We start from the raw sequence: 15069 nt of genomic DNA on the forward strand, positions 1-15069 counted from the left end.
TATATATGAAAATAAGGTCACTATTCACTATAAGACACATGACGCAGCCTATGTCATCCGTGTTTGAGTTTACCTTATTATTGATTCAAGTTTTTCTTGTTGGCATGTTGGTGGGAGGGCTTAGAGTGATACTTCCCGCTATAGCCGAGTCTGAGTACAAACTATTTTTAAGCTCCCCCATTCTTATTTCCACTATTGTGCTTGCGTTTGGTTTTGGAAAGGCTGTTTTTAATTTGGTGGCAGGCTTTCTCACTACTTCATTCAGCTATAAAAGAATATTAATATATGGTTGGTTAGTTGGCATTCCTGTGCCATTTATCATTGCCTACTCCAGCTCATGGGTAGGGGTTAGTGTTGCTTTGACATTGTTAGGTGTAAATCAAGGGCTTAACTGGTCTATTACTCAAGCCGCCAAAGTCCAGATCATAAAGAAAGAGCACAGAGGTCATGCCATGGGCATGAATGAGTTTTTTGGTTATGTGGGTGTTGCGTTTGCAGGGGTTATCACTGCTAATTTAGTGGAGTCATTCACATCAAAAAACGTCTTGATGACATTTAGTCTGGTCATCATTTTCTTGGGATTATTATGCACTATTAAAATGCATGAGAAGTTCGATTCTAGCGGGAGCTTGAGTAAAGAGGCTGCCATAAAATCTATGGGGCATAGTCTGTCTTCTATAGGCCATAAATTTTTGGTTGTCTCTTGGCAAAATAAACGATTAATGGCTTTGTGTCAGGCTGGTTTTGTGGAAAAATTTATTGATGCACTGGTCTGGTTGTTTTTCCCCATATATTTCTTATATGAAGGTCTGTCTATTGTAGAAGTTAGCTGGGTTGTGAGTTGCTATAGTTTTGCGTGGGGGGGATTGCAGTTTGTAACGGGCAGGTTATCAGACGTATTCGGTAGAGTTCCACTCATCACAGCGGGTATGCTCATAAGCGGTGTAGGCATTTTACTTATTCTTGTTTATTCAGGATTGATTTGGTGGGGGTGTTGTTCTCTTATCACCGGGCTTGGTATGGCATTGTTGTATCCAAATCTAAGTGCAGCAGTTGCAGATGAAGTACACCTTGTAGATACATCCATAACTCTGGGGATATATAGGTTTTGGCGAGACTTAGGCTATGCCGGTGCTACTTTGGCATTTGCTGTCGCCTCTTATCTCAACCCAAGCATCACAATGAAGTTTATTATCGTTTCATTATGTATGTTGGGGTCAACGGTTTTGCTAATCAAAAATATGCGAAGTGAGTCAAAAACTAGCGCTCGATCCTTTTAAGAATTGACTCTTTTGTCAGGTGGGGGGCAAAGCATTCGATAAAAGCAAAAGCATATTTTCTTAAATAGCTTCCTTTTCGAAAGGCTAATTGGGTTGTGCTTGGTTTGAAAAGGTGGCTGGCATCAATGCCTTTCAGTGATTTGTCTTGCTCAGAGTCAAATGCCATGCTGGCGATAATTCCTATACCCAATCCAATGCTGGCATATTTTTTTATGACATCAGCATCTGTAGCAGTGAAGATAACATTCGGTTTCAATCCTCGATCATGAAATGATTGGTCCTGTTGGGCTCGGCCAGTAAAGTCCATCATATAAGTCAAGATTGGGTAGCGAGCAACAGCTTCTAAAGTTAGAATTTTTTCGGACAGTAGGGGATGTTTATCTGGAACAACAATAGTTCTATTCCAGTCATAACAAGGGAATGTGTGTAGCGCAGGATTCTGAACAAGTGCTTCGGTGGCTATAGCAAGATCAATTTCCCCGGCCGCCGCTAGTTCTGATACCTCTCTCGGTGTGCCCTGAAGCATGTTCAAGTGCACGTTTGGATAACGCTCAGAAAAAGCTTTTATCGAGTTAGGTAGAGCATAGAGCGCTTGAGTATGCGTAGTGCCTATAGAGAGCGTACCATGCTCATCATCATGATTTTCATCTGCTAAGCTTTGGATGTTACCCACATCTTGTAATACTCGTTCAGCAATTTCTAGTACTGTTTCACCCATCGGTGTGATAGCCACTAAACGTTTTCCACGACGTTCGAAAACTTTTAACCTTAACTCTTCTTCTAGTAGTTGTAGTTGACTACTTACACTAGGTTGAGATGTCTTAAGTACTTTTGCGGCTTCTGAGATACTCAAGTTTTGTCTAACAATTTCACGGATGTATCTTAGCTGATGAAGTTGCATCTATTCTTCTTATAGTATTAATTAATAAAGATATATTGATAATATTCGTATAACTAATATTTGGCAATAACTAATGATCATCATCATTGCAGAATATTATGTGATATTTTTGGTATCTGTGTTGTTTACATCTCTTATGCACATGTGTGAGAAACCTGGTTGATGGCTAGTGAGTTATCAATGCTGCTCACCACATCTATGCTTTCAAGGAGGCTTATACTAGAGGTTATTGAGGTTAGTTTGTCTAGCCATGGAAAAAAATTTACTATTTAAAAACTCTTTTCTCAGAAGCACAAAAATTAGGGGTAATTTTATGGCTCTCGGTACGCGAGGCATGCTAATAGGGATCGCAGAGGATTTGTTGCGGACTAAAGGATACGCTGCTTTTAGTTATGCTGATTTGGCTAAAGTGGTTGGAATAAAGAAGGCCAGCATTCACCATCACTTTCCTACGAAAGAAGATTTGGGTGTTACTATCGCGAGCGAGTCTATTGCTCGGCTTCAAGAGAAACTCGCTCATATTGCAAGTCAATATAGTGACGTATTGTCTCGTATAGAAGCTTATTTTGATATTTTTAAAACTAGTGGTGATAAAGGCTTGTTGCCTTTATGTGGAGCACTAGCTGCTGAGATGACTGTTCTTCCACCTAGACTGCAAGAAAAAACACAGCAATTCTTTGACCTGCAGCTCAAGTGGTTGGGAAAAATTCTCGATGAAGGTAAATCTAGAGGTGAAGTTGCAAGCAACTCTGATTCTAGGAAAATGGCATTCTTATTACTGAGTGTTTTGGAAGGGGCAAGCTTTATAAACTGGGTGCTGCCTGAAAACGGAGTTATTGATAAGAAAATAATAAGACTCATTATTAGTGAGTAAAATTGTATTCATAGCACTATTCGATACCGGCTCAACTACTAAGTACCATAATTTCTAGCAAGCAATTACCTTTCATGGACAGCTGCCGCAAGTTCAAGACAGTCTTTAGAAGCGGAATGCTGACTATTTTCAGTGTTAATTATATTCTCAAAAAGTTAGCGTCTTCATTGTACTAATATTGTCTATCAACTAAACACCAGTGATACTTTGTTCAAAAAATAAAATCACCAGTCTAATTCACCAACTCTTTCTGGCGAATAAAGAATCTCTTCAAGAATTAACGTTTAATCTGGAGTTATTTTTACAAGGCTTTTGGTCCGAAAGTGTCTTCACTGGCAATTGCAATTATCAATAATTACTCTGAGCCCATCAGCTGTGAACTCAGAGATTCATGAGACTGCTCGACTGCTTTTGCTGGTCTTGTTCTTGGTGTCATGGAGTCTTCAAGATGATATGTACGATTCACAAGCTCTTCCAGAAAGGCCCTCTGCGCTTTTCGCTGTGGCCGTGAAACAGCAGGTACAGGGCGGGTAATACGACCAACGTCAGCAAGGTTGATGAGACGATTCCACCAACCACAACTGTTGCCAGAGGTCTTTGGACTTCCGCACCGGTGCCGGTATTCAGTGCCATGGGTATAAAGCCGAGACTGGCAACCAATGCGGTCATTAATACTGGTCGCAGACGCTGCATAGCACCATTTCTTATAGCGATGAGTAGGATTTCCCCCTTATCACGAAGTTGCCTGATGAATGAGAGCATCACAATGCCATTCAAAACGGCGATTCCTGACAAGGCAATAAAACCAACAGCAGCTGAGATAGACAATGGTATATCTCTCAGTATCAGTGCCAATATGCCTCCTGTCAGGGCCAGTGGAATACCCGTAAATACTAATAAGGCATCCTTGACAGATTTAAAGGCGCTGATCAATAAGCCCAGAATCAGCAGCAAAGTGATTGGTACCACAATAGCCAGTCGTTTGGTGGCAGACTGAAGTTGCTCAAATGTGCCGCCATAATCGACCCAATAGCCTGAAGGTATGTCGAGTTGTTGATTGATTACTTTCTGAACGTCAGTGATAAATGAGCCCAGATCACGCTCTACAACATTGGCAGAAACCAACACATGACGCTTACCACTCTCACGGTTGATCTGGTTTGGACCAATATGGGTTTTAATCTCGGCAATCTCACCCAGTGGAACATATGAGAGATCGGGGTCGTCACTGTGAGTCAGAGCAACAGGTAATTTCGACAAGTAGTCTATGTTCTGCCGCTTGTCGTCCGTCAGTCTGACGACGAGTTTAAAACGTCTGTCACCTTCATAAATCAGTCCAACGTCTTGTCCGCCAATAGCTGTCTGAACCGTTTGTTGCATATCACTAACGTTGAGCCCCAACAAAGCAAGGTGGAAGCGATCCGGCTCAATCGATAACATGGGAAGCCCATTGATTTGTTCCATACGGACATCAGCGGCGCCATCAATACCTGAAATGAGTTCAATGGCCGATTCTCCCACTGTGTTGAGCTGTTCTAGATTATCTCCATAGATTCTGACAGCAACATCTGCCCGAACACCTGCGATTAGCTCGTTGAAACGCATTTCGATAGGTTGTGTGAACTCGTACTTATTACCGGGGACAGCTTCAACTGCTTCGCGAAGCTCGGCTAGAAACTCAACCTTGGTCTGTGTTGGGTCTGTCCACTCAGATCGTGGTTTAACAATAAGGTAGGTGTCTGCCACACTTGGTGGCATGGGATCCGTCGCGATGTCTGGCGTGCCGATTTTAGCGAATACCCGTTCGACTTGATCAAACTCCCGAATCACTGACTCTAATTGATTTTGCATACCTACTGCTTGTTCAAGACCAGTACCGCTGATACGCAGTGCATGCAACGCCACATCACCTTCATCCAGTTTGGGGAGAAACTCGGTTCCCATCCGTGTTGACAGGCTTCCAACCCACACCACAAAAATAAAGGCTGCCAGACTGACAAGCAGAGGTAGTTTCATAGCAATACCGAGAAAGGGTTTGTAGAGCAGCCTCGCACCGCGCATCAGCATGTTTTCTTTGTGATTGATGTTACCTCGTACAAAAATAGCCACGGCAGCAGGAACAAAGGTAACTGCCAGTACTAGCGCACCTGTAAGTGCAGCAACGACGGTAAAGGCCATTGGTTCGAACATTTTGGCTTCCACTCCGCCGAGGGCAAAGAGTGGCAAATACACCAGCATGATGATAAGTACACCAAATACTGCCGGATTGAATACTTCCCGTGTACTATCGGCAACTTCCTCTAACCGTTCTTGTAGTGTGAGCAGACGTCCCAAGCGATCTTGTGCGATGCCGAGCCGCCGCAGGGCATTTTCAACCACGATGACAGCCCCATCGACAATCAGGCCAAAGTCTATTGCGCCCAGACTCATCAGGTTGCCGGATACCCGGTTACTGACCATGCCTGTCACGGCAAACAGCATACTGAGTGGAATGATAAGGGCCGTGATAAACGCTGCGCGAAAATTACCCAGTAAGGTAAACAGCACAACGATGACCAGCACTGCGCCTTCCATTAAGTTCTTTTGTATTGTGGCAATGGTATCTTCGACCAGCGTGGTACGGGTATACACTGCCTCTGCTTTGACGCCATCCGGCAAGCTACGGTTAACGGCAATGAGTTTCTCGGCTACAGCTTTAGCAACGATGCGACTATTTTCGCCAATCAACATAAGCGCCGTACCCAGAACGGTTTCTTTACCGTTTTGCGTGGCTGCACCTGTACGCAATTGTTTGCCTAGCAATACTTCGGCAACGTCTCCAATGGTGATTGGCATATCATCACGTTTGGTAATAACGACATTTGCAATATCTTCCAGTGTTTGTAACTGTCCTGGTGAGCGAACCAGCCATTGTTCGCCATTAGGTTCGATATAGCCGGCACCGACATTTTGATTATTATTCTGCAAAGCCTCTGCAACATCTGCCAGCGTCAGCTTGTAGGCAATCAATTTCGCTGGATCGGGCGCAACCTGATATTCACGCTCAAAACCACCCACACTGTTAACCTCCGTCACGCCAGGCACCTTGACCAGCTGCGGACGAATGATCCAGTCCTGAATTGTTCTCAGATCTTCTGCTGTATAGGGTTGACCATTTTCATTGACGGCGTCTTCTTCAGCACTGATGGCATAGGTGAATATTTCACCCAGTCCACTGGCCACCGGCCCGAGCTGTGGCTCCACCCCTTGCGGTAATTCAGTGCGAATAGATAACAGACGTTCACTGATTTGCTGGCGTGCAAGGTAAATATCTTTATCATCCTCAAACACTACCGTAACTTGAGAGAGACCATAGCGTGAAATAGAGCGGGTGTATTTCAGATCCGGCAAACCTGCCATTGCAGTTTCAACCAGATAGGTGACTCTTTGTTCTGATTCCAGTGGTGAATAGCCAGGCACTTCAGTATTGATTTGTACCTGTTTATTGGTAATGTCCGGAACGGCATCAATGGGAAGTTTGTAGGCATTGTAAACGCCCAGACACGCAATGAGCAGAGTCAGGAACATTACTAACCAGCGCTGGTGTATCGCAAAGCGAATTATGCTATCAATCATGCTTTGCTCCTAGTGGTCGTGGCTGGCGCCATCTTTCAAGACTTCAGCCTTGAGAAGATAGCTATTATTAGTGACATATTCGGTACCTGGTTCGAGTCCACCCGTGACTTCGACATAGTCATTGTCTTGGCGACCGAGCTGTACCATTCTGACTTCAAAGACATTATCGAAACGGCCAAATACAACAGGCATGTCACGGAATGTTTGCAAAGCTGAGCGTTTGACAGCCAGCGGTACCTCGACGCGTTCAATAATGACCTCAGCCATCACATGCATGCCGGGTCGCCACTCCCCATTGGGGTTAGCAATCGTCGCTCTGGCGCGAGCAATATGTCCCCCTGTCATTTGCGGAGACAGGTAGTCCAGTTTGCTTTCCACCGAATGCTCGCCATGCAAATCACTGATTATGACAGGCATGCCTTTGCTAATGGCCTCAATGTCTTTTGGAAACATCGACATTTCGACCCAGACACTAGATAAGTCACTGACTTCGATCAAAGTACCCATATTAGTGTGATCGCCCCGTTTTACCGGACGCAGTGTAATCTCGCCCGATGCCGGACTGTTCACTGTATAGGTTTGTAGGTTTTTCTGGTTAAGCACAGTCAATAAACGTTGGCCTTTTTTAACCTTGTCGCCTGTTTCGACATCAACAGACTGAACAATGCCTGAGTAGGGTGCGTGAACATGAAACACCTGATCTTCTGCTTTAGTGACAATGCCGTAGACGGTGTTAGTGACCGTGACCGTTTTTGCACTAGCAATTTCGGTTTCTACTTCAGACATTTCGAGCAAGCGTGGTGGAATTTCAGCACGACCTTCAAAGCTTTCAAAGTGCCAGTGATAATTGTTTCCTTTGTAATTGGCGTTGACTTCCACTTCGAAAGAATGCGGTTCGACAATCTCAGCATCACCCAGTAAATAGTTTGCCTCTGAACTGAAATCAATCAGGTCTTGTTGGCCGCCAGTGCGATTAAGGTTCACCGTCATCGCTATTTCGTCCGGCTTTATAGCCGTGCCATTTGGTGAGTAGAGATAGATGCGCATTTCAGGAGGAATACCGGATTCAAAAATCGTGATTTCCAGATTTAAATCATCACTTTCAAGAAATCTACCTCCGTGAGGACCTTCAGCCGGTTCTTGATGTTTTGTATCGTCATGGCCGTGTCCATGACCACCAGCTGCAAAAAGTGGCGCATGAAAGAGTAACGCCAAAATAAATAGGTAAGACTTCATGAGTTATTCCTTAAAAGCAGTCTGCGGATCAAGGTTGCTTCCGCTCAAGCGTTCTAATTCGAGATATTGGAGGTGTACAGCATGTTGTGCTTCGATGCGGTCACGTTCAATGCTGAACAATTCATCCTGTGCATCGACCCATTGCAAAACACTGTATAGACCGAGCTGATAGCCGCGTTTTACTTCCGCCAACAAAGAGTTCGCTACTGGTCTTAAGTTTGTATCAACCAGTTGCAGTTGGTGTAGGTTGTTCAACATTGCTGAATGAAGCCGTCCAAGTGCGATCTCCAGATGCGTTTTCAGAAGGTCCTGATTGAAAAGACTTTCCTCATACACAGCTTGTGCAGTGGCGATGTTGCCCTGATTCCTATCCTGCCATTGCAGCGGCATGGAAAAACTGAACACAAAGGCATTGTCATCATTGTCTTCTAGTCGTCTAACCCCTGCACCAACAGTCACGTTGGCCTGACTTTCTGCCTTGGCCAAAGCCAGCTGGGCTTCACCAATTCGCGCTTGAGTAGCACTGAGTAAGTAGTCTGGGGTCGACTCTATAGCTTGATTTAGGACAGCCATGTCGGGCGCAGTTGGTGTTTGACTTAAATCACCTGCAACCTCGCTGAAATTAGCGCTTTCTGTCCAATTAGCAGCCAGAATATTCAGCGAATTAGCATGCTGAGCCTTGAGTTGTGACTGTTTAGCCTGTGATTTAGCCAAACGTAGTTGCATGCGCATGACATCGGCCTTGCCAACGACACCAGCATTGGCTCGACGCTCAATGACTTTTAGTGCATCTTGTTCAGCTTCAATTCTTTGGCTGTTCCAACTTATAAGATGCTGAAACCGCAGTATCTGGTAATAATCACGCAGCATGCTGGTAATCACATCCAATCGTTTGACTTCGTATTCACGCTGTATCGCAAGTGATTTACGGTCAACAACATCAACGCGGTTATCCCGCTTATGACCCAATTCGATGACCTGACTTAATGATAAAGTCAGCTCAGGACCGGTCAGAAACTGACTGTCGCCCGTTCCGAATGCATTTTCAAGATCGACGTGTAAGGTCGGATTAGGTTTCAGTCCGGCCTGAAGAGCTTCACCTTCAAGGGCACGAACATGGTAAGGGTAGAGTTGTAGCGCAGGATTTGCTGCAAGAGTGCGACTCACTGCCGTTGATAAATCAATGGCAATAGTAAGACTAGGCGATATTGATAATAATAACGCCGTAACAACAAGCACACGCCGATTCAATAGTAGTATTTTCATAATCCATTCCCATAACGAAACTTACGCAAAGAGCGTAATAACGGTGACTAACAGAGAAAGATTAAGCGTTGGGTGGTGGAATTGGCGGGGAATAGGTACGACAAATTAGCTGTGATGAATAATCACAACTAGCAAGGCTGACTGAGCGTGAGATTGAGAATGATTTGACCTCAACTAAATCGCCAACGACATGTAAATTGAAGTGATGAGCATGCTCATCCTCAATATCATGGCTCTCATGCTGGTGTTCGTCAGCATGAAGCTGATGCGAAATATGAGTCTTTTCCAGTTGATGTTCACCAAGATGCAAGAATGCTGTTGCACTAGCCGAAAAGACCATGCAGATAATGAGCACTAAAGATGTAAGGTGATGTTTAACCAAGAATACGAACCTGTTTTTTGAGCATCGATAGTAGCCAGAAGAAGGAAAATATTCAACTCATATTTTAAGAGCAACAATCTCTTATCGATTTTGTAGGAAAAAATACTCAACAAGCCAAATCACGACCATGATCGCTACAGCCACCCATAAAATCACTGGATAATTTTGCCATTTGCTAATAATGAAACCGCTGAGCAATAGCATATTAAGGCAGATAGCAAGTGAGGGGACGAGAGCGTTTGCATTGAGATTACGTGGAAACTGGGTAGCACCCCCCTTATTTAAAAGTGTTTCTGGTTGGCGTTCTTCACAACACCTAAAGCAAAAAAGCCCGCAATAACGCGGGCTATGTTTGTCTAAGGCGTTATTAGAGATATTCAACATTATTAACGATTGTAATGCCTCTCTCTTTCTGGCTGATAAAGAATATTTTCCAATCGAGCTTTAATGTTTCTACCATCTCTGCCAGGCCAGTAAAATTCTTCTCCTTGCTTGATGCCCAATAGTGCGGTTCCTATTGGCGATAAAATGGAAAGTGTGGAGCCATCTTTCTTCATACCGTACGGATATACCAATGTCATATACACCGGGAAATCTGATTTAGTTACCCATAACTCGACTGTTGAGTTCATAGAGACAATATCATCAGGTAGTTGGAATGAGTCAATAATTTTGGCTCTTTCAAGCTCATCTTCCAGTGATAAACGCACTGGTGAATGTTTGTTCCAGAGTGTATTAATCAGGTCCTCCAATCTTATCAAATCAAGAGACGCAACATAAATATCAGGCTGATGAATCATTTCAAAGACCTCAAATATAAGATTCAAGGCCTGAACACTGGCTTGAGCTGTGTTCCGGCATTTATAAATAGGAAAAGGGCTCGGATGAGCCTCAAAGATCATGACACATCAGCAAGAAATTAGTAATAGACACTTGACATTAATCTGCATTATTTATGAATAGCTATCGATTATCTAGACACTCATCAGCCGTTCGTAAAATCAGCTTTCAAATTCTACAGACAACAGCTGAATATTAAGACTATGCCGTCGTTTTGAGTCGCGGAACAACTCGATGACATCAAAGATGTCGTTCATTGTTTCCTGTTATGTCGAATAGAGGTTTGCGTTTAATCCGCTCACGCTTGAGTAATCAGAAAAAGCTCTCTGCCATAGCGTTGTCATGACAGTTACCTCGACGGCTCATGCTGACTTCTAGGCCATGCGCACTCAAAATACACTTTATTCTCGACAAGTGTATTGTCTGCCCTGATCTGAGTGTACTGTGATGGAAGCAACCAAGGTTGGCCTCCAAACCGCCATCAGTAAAATATTCAACACCAACTCTTTTGCGATGCGGAACGGAATCGATCAGCTCGCGACTCTCTTGGACTACAAATCAACCACAAGTTAATTGTTTGAAAATTTGACCTCCAAAAAATCAACACAGGCGGCTGATAAATTATTTCCCCCCCATCAGAAGAGTTAGTTGCAAGTTATCATTCCCGTTCTTGTTCAGTAATTGTGTGACTGAGTGTCTGTAATCAACTTCCACATCTCAATGAGATGCCTAACATCACAGGCTGCACGATGACGAGCACAGTCTAGATCCTTCCAAGCCTGTGCTGAATATTGATTCAAAATGGATGACAATTTCTCGTCTGTATGCGGGCTAGCCGTCATGATTTGGGTTAATGATGGCTCATGAGTGACGTTGAGTTTATGGTTGAAGAGCATCCATGCATCACTGATTTTGAACGTCGGTGAGACGCCACTTGCCTCAAAAAGTTTTTGACACCATTTCCAGTCATATTCTTGTACATCGCTGTAGACGACTTTACCTGCTAGTCGTTCATTCATGAGTTGAGTAATGTCGAGTGGTGAAAGGCCTGATGCTCTCAACTCAGATTGTGTGATTTTGTGCAATGACTCAGCAAAGCTATCCCAATCAGACCAATGACTGACTGTAGACGGATCAATGAGGTAACTTTCAACCGTACCGTCGTCAAGGCTTAATGCTACCTCAATCGGATAACTATCAAGGCCCAAGCTGGATGCTTCAAAGTCGATAAAACAGGGAAAAGTTTCCGTAGCCACAATACCCTCAACGCCTTTCAAAAAATTCAAAGCCTAGTATGCATAGCTCATAAAATCCATGTTTAAACGATTTTTTGCGCACAATTTCATGTTTCCAAAACGGGGTAAAAAAGTGTTTTAAAAAGGATGTTTAGTGAAAACAATAATTTACAGTCTTGGTGAATTTTGTATTATGTTAACCCTATGAAATTACTTGAAAAAATAAAGATAAGTGTGCCATTAATCTATTAGGGATTTAGTGAGGTGAGTGCGCATAATGAAGATAACCATGGTTGTTCAAGTCAAAGAAAAGTTTGGGGGCTTACGCTTTTATCCAAACCTTAGCACAGAAGAAATGGGTGAGTAGATTGAGCAAGTTGAAGAGTACTCATTGCGTATTTGTGAGGACTGTGACCGAAGAACAATATTTATCAGTGTATGGCAGGTATTTAATAATGTGTGGTGAAGAGCATCAAGTTAGAGAGCTGCCTTACAAAAAAGTCGACGTCGAGTGAAGAGGTTGAGAGAAGACAGTTCAGTTTCACTACCTGTCACCGTTCGACACGATTGGTATCTGAATGATAGGTACATAAATTTTTTTGAGATGGAGAGGGAAATAATAATGGATATTTCACTACCACCGGCACACGTAACGATGTCCGATTGGAACATTGTGGTTATCGTTCACAAAGGCAATACGATAGAGAAATTTCTCGGGTATAGCGTCAATGACCAGCACTACCGTATCAGTAGCCAGATACATGAGTATGACCCGGAAAAGAAAAGAGGGCTGACTGACTCGGGCTCAATTTATGAGTTTATCGAGGAGCCTGGACAGTTACACCCAAAGGCTCAAGTGGTCTTTGATAAGCTGAATGCTTGGGAAGAGGTCGACGTCACACTCAAGTTTGCAGTAAGCCAGACTGAAACGTGATTTATATGAGATGGTTTTGACGCGTTGTTATGAGCATAAAAAACACGAGGGTTTTGTAATGTTTCAAACGCCAAGTAATGATCAGGAAGCTAGATGAAATTTCAGCTTTACTCCGACATACACATAGAAACACGCGGCTATTTTTCTATACCCAAACTGGATTCAGATTTGATTATCTTGGCCGGTGATATTGATGTCGGTTTAGAAGGTTTGATGTGGGCACAAGAACTGACTTGGCTTCACAAGAAGCCTGTCATATATATTGCTGGGAATCATGAGTATTTCCGACATGACTACACAATGCTGACACAGCAAATGAGGGATTATGCGGCGCAGTATGATCGGTTAATTTTTCTTGAAAAAGACGAGGTCATACTTGGATGTGTGCGCTTTCTTGGTACCACATTATGGACCAATTATTTCCATGAACTGGGAATAATTGAGCGAGATAAAAATATCTCGATATTGGATAATGCGCTTAATGACCACAAGCTTATCAGGGATGGAGCTGAGCCATTTTCTGCACGAAAAGCCTATGAGGAGAACATTCGCTCAACTTACTGGCTGAGAGAGCAGCTTATGACACCTTTTGATGGTAAAACTGTTGTCATCACACATCACGCTCCTTCATTTGAATGTAATCACAAAGAGTTTGGAATGAACCTTTATACGCCGGGCTTTGTATCTAACCTTGATGAGCTAGTCGCTTTGGCAGATGTATGGTGTTATGGCCACACGCACTCAAATCTTGATGTAAATATTGGTGGGTGTCGATTGCTTTCAAATCAAGCTGGTTACAAGAATGAAAAAATACCAGAACCTTTTCAATTAGAACTAATCATTACAAATTAATTGAGTCTTAACAATCACCTTTAATCCACCATACAGTTTTGAATTGTTGCGGTTGGCTGAGAGCTATTCTTGCTGTTTCCAGTTTGATATTGCAAGTTAAGTTAGTACTTAGTCCTCTCGGTGAAAATTATCTTTGAGTTGCAACTCATTTAAAGTAACTCAGCCCATGAGTTGGGTCTCTAAAAGCCGGTTAGATCATTCTGGAGTGAGTGTGCTTGGAAAATGCCCCCAAAATTACGCAGCCAATGATGTAATAGACGAAAAAGTAGGGTGTATAGGTTAATTAAGCGTAAAAACGGGGGCATTTAAGTGAGGGAGGCGTAAAAGTGGGGGCATTTAAGTGAGGGAGGCGTAAAAGTGGGGGCATTTAAGTAAGGGAGGCGTAAAAGTGGGGGCAATTATCGGCGGAAAACGTAAAAAAGGGTTAAATGCTCTGGATGAAGTCCCCAAAATTACGAAGATAAGTCGTAAAAAAGCGGGGAATTTGAGTTGAATGCCCCCAAAATTACGCAGCCAATGATGTAATAGACGAAAAAGTAGGGTGTATAGGTTAAGTAAGCGTAAAAACGGGGGCATTTAAGTGAGGGGGTGCGTAAAAGCGGGGGCATTTAAGTGGGGGTGGCGTAAAAGTGGGGGCATGTAATTAGGAGCCCCACCATCATGCAGTTAATTACTTAATGATTATGAACCACATTTTATACTGAGCCAGAAAAGTGTGTCTAGAAAAGTCAGGCCTTACCAGTTTGAGAAGACGTAAAAAATTCCCAAAAGGATTAGATGAAATTGAGCAGAGGTTGTTCCGTATTCAAAGAGTAAGAATAACGAAAGACAGGCCAACAGAAGAAGAGTATTTTGAATGGCTCTTCCAAGAGCATATTAGCTGTGTTCGAGACTTAAAACGCAGACTCACTAGGGAGTTAAGGGAGTGTTATACCTCCCTTCCTAGAAGACGTAGTCACCAAGCTGCATATGAGTTACTGAATAATCTCTATAAAGATTTATCTCGTGATTTAGCACGAGATCGGTTTGATGCGTTGAGGAAATAATCTAGGCATGTAACCATTATCGAGAGCAGCAGGGTACAGCCAGTATCTGTTTTTACTGAGGTATAGTGACAAGTGCTGGTTAAAAATATGGAATCACGAATCAAGGAAGAAACGTTTGAAAGTATAAAAATAATAAGGTACTAGTTACCGGGCATTCTGGGCTAATTGGTAGACAGATTACATCAACTTTAACTAAGTATGGGGATCAATTTAGAGAACTTGATATAGCTGATAGAATCGGCGACATATGCAATATCTCAGATGTTAAAAATGCAATTGAAGACTGTACTGGTGTGAGTCACCTTACTGCGGTATCCAGAGTGGTATGAGGCGAGCAGAATCCAGAAAAGTGGCTAGAAAAAATCAGGCTTTACCAGTCAGGTCATCGATAGAGATAACAAATGGAAAATTAAGTTAGGTACCAGGGCATATAGTCTTCATATAAATTGATTAACAAATAATCAGCCCTATCTTTCTTAAAAAGCATATTTTTGAAGGCTAAACTGCTACCTTAGCAATACCATAATAAGGACATTAAATAGATGAAAGACGAACTTTCTAACCAGTCATTAAGTTACCCTTGTGAATTCTCTTGTTTCTCTCCGAAT

The 15069-nt window shown here is 42.9% G+C and carries 11 protein-coding genes and 1 pseudogene; 5 read left to right on the forward strand and 7 right to left on the reverse strand.

Features of this window, described 5'->3' with window-relative positions; genetic code table 11:
• The first annotated feature begins 38 nt into the window (after positions 1-38).
• A complete protein-coding gene (locus MDMS009_RS04835; protein ID WP_237700481.1) occupies positions 39-1280 on the forward strand; it encodes an MFS transporter in 1242 nt (413 codons plus the stop codon).
• On the opposite strand, the gene MDMS009_RS04840 is transcribed toward MDMS009_RS04835, so the two are convergent.
• Entirely contained in the window at positions 1261-2181 is a 921-nt protein-coding gene (locus MDMS009_RS04840) for a CysB family HTH-type transcriptional regulator (protein ID WP_008290537.1), read from the reverse strand. The two genes, MDMS009_RS04835 and MDMS009_RS04840, sit on opposite strands and share 20 nt — an antisense overlap.
• 250 nt (positions 2182-2431) lie before the next feature.
• Between MDMS009_RS04840 and MDMS009_RS04845 the strand changes: the two genes are divergently transcribed.
• The gene (locus tag MDMS009_RS04845) at positions 2432-3055 is read left to right on the forward strand and encodes a TetR/AcrR family transcriptional regulator (protein ID WP_008290651.1); all 624 of its coding nucleotides are present in this window, start codon (positions 2432-2434) and stop codon (positions 3053-3055) included.
• Between the two features lie 462 nt (positions 3056-3517).
• Here the strand turns inward: MDMS009_RS04845 and MDMS009_RS04850 are convergent, their stop codons facing one another.
• The 6 genes from MDMS009_RS04850 to MDMS009_RS15760 form a co-directional block, all read right to left on the reverse strand.
• The gene (locus tag MDMS009_RS04850; protein WP_043887931.1) at positions 3518-6670 is read right to left on the reverse strand and encodes an efflux RND transporter permease subunit; all 3153 of its coding nucleotides are present in this window, start codon (positions 6668-6670) and stop codon (positions 3518-3520) included.
• Between the two features lie 9 nt (positions 6671-6679).
• Positions 6680-7906 carry an efflux RND transporter periplasmic adaptor subunit gene (locus MDMS009_RS04855; protein WP_008290631.1) on the reverse strand — a complete coding sequence of 409 codons (1227 nt, stop codon included), beginning with the start codon at positions 7904-7906 and terminating at the stop codon, positions 6680-6682.
• A gap of 3 nt (positions 7907-7909) precedes the next feature.
• A complete protein-coding gene (locus MDMS009_RS04860) occupies positions 7910-9172 on the reverse strand; it encodes a TolC family protein (protein WP_008290546.1) in 1263 nt (420 codons plus the stop codon).
• A gap of 61 nt (positions 9173-9233) precedes the next feature.
• The gene (locus MDMS009_RS16480) at positions 9234-9512 is read right to left on the reverse strand and encodes a hypothetical protein (protein ID WP_043887932.1); all 279 of its coding nucleotides are present in this window, start codon (positions 9510-9512) and stop codon (positions 9234-9236) included.
• A 428-nt stretch (positions 9513-9940) separates the two neighbouring features.
• Complete coding sequence (gene rnk, locus MDMS009_RS04875) at positions 9941-10456, reverse strand: nucleoside diphosphate kinase regulator (RefSeq protein WP_052298144.1); 516 nt, start codon at positions 10454-10456, stop codon at positions 9941-9943.
• A 612-nt stretch (positions 10457-11068) separates the two neighbouring features.
• Positions 11069-11650, reverse strand: a complete 582-nt coding sequence (locus tag MDMS009_RS15760) for a hypothetical protein (protein ID WP_154646976.1) — start codon at positions 11648-11650, stop codon at positions 11069-11071.
• 601 nt (positions 11651-12251) lie between these two features.
• On the opposite strand from MDMS009_RS15760, the gene MDMS009_RS04885 reads away from it, so the two are divergent.
• From MDMS009_RS04885 to MDMS009_RS16700, 3 genes and pseudogenes are all read left to right on the forward strand, one after another.
• Positions 12252-12563: a hypothetical protein gene (locus MDMS009_RS04885; protein WP_008290615.1), complete on the forward strand. Its 312-nt coding sequence runs from the start codon at positions 12252-12254 to the stop codon at positions 12561-12563.
• A 93-nt stretch (positions 12564-12656) separates the two neighbouring features.
• On the forward strand, positions 12657-13415 hold the full coding sequence (locus MDMS009_RS04890; RefSeq protein WP_008290586.1) for a metallophosphoesterase: 759 nt from the start codon (positions 12657-12659) through the stop codon (positions 13413-13415).
• A gap of 1195 nt (positions 13416-14610) precedes the next feature.
• Positions 14611-14790, forward strand: a pseudogene (locus tag MDMS009_RS16700) (hypothetical protein); the annotation flags it as partial.
• Between the last annotated feature and the right edge of the window lie 279 nt (positions 14791-15069).

Source organism: Methylophaga thiooxydans DMS010 (genome assembly GCF_000156355.1).
Classification (GTDB): Bacteria; Pseudomonadota; Gammaproteobacteria; order Nitrosococcales; family Methylophagaceae; genus Methylophaga; species Methylophaga thiooxydans.

What these genes read in the sequence shown, in the direction of transcription:
- MDMS009_RS04835 (WP_237700481.1), top strand. Translation starts at nt 39, where the DNA reads ATGACGCAGCCTATGTCATCCGTGTTTGAGTTTACCTTATTATTGATT.
- MDMS009_RS04840 (WP_008290537.1), bottom strand. Translation starts at nt 2,181, where the DNA reads ATGCAACTTCATCAGCTAAGATACATCCGTGAAATTGTTAGACAAAAC.
- MDMS009_RS04845 (WP_008290651.1), top strand. Translation starts at nt 2,432, where the DNA reads ATGGAAAAAAATTTACTATTTAAAAACTCTTTTCTCAGAAGCACAAAA.
- MDMS009_RS04850 (WP_043887931.1), bottom strand. Translation starts at nt 6,670, where the DNA reads ATGATTGATAGCATAATTCGCTTTGCGATACACCAGCGCTGGTTAGTA.
- MDMS009_RS04855 (WP_008290631.1), bottom strand. Translation starts at nt 7,906, where the DNA reads ATGAAGTCTTACCTATTTATTTTGGCGTTACTCTTTCATGCGCCACTT.
- MDMS009_RS04860 (WP_008290546.1), bottom strand. Translation starts at nt 9,172, where the DNA reads ATGAAAATACTACTATTGAATCGGCGTGTGCTTGTTGTTACGGCGTTA.
- MDMS009_RS16480 (WP_043887932.1), bottom strand. Translation starts at nt 9,512, where the DNA reads ATGGTCTTTTCGGCTAGTGCAACAGCATTCTTGCATCTTGGTGAACAT.
- rnk (WP_052298144.1), bottom strand. Translation starts at nt 10,456, where the DNA reads ATGATCTTTGAGGCTCATCCGAGCCCTTTTCCTATTTATAAATGCCGG.
- MDMS009_RS04885 (WP_008290615.1), top strand. Translation starts at nt 12,252, where the DNA reads ATGGATATTTCACTACCACCGGCACACGTAACGATGTCCGATTGGAAC.
- MDMS009_RS04890 (WP_008290586.1), top strand. Translation starts at nt 12,657, where the DNA reads ATGAAATTTCAGCTTTACTCCGACATACACATAGAAACACGCGGCTAT.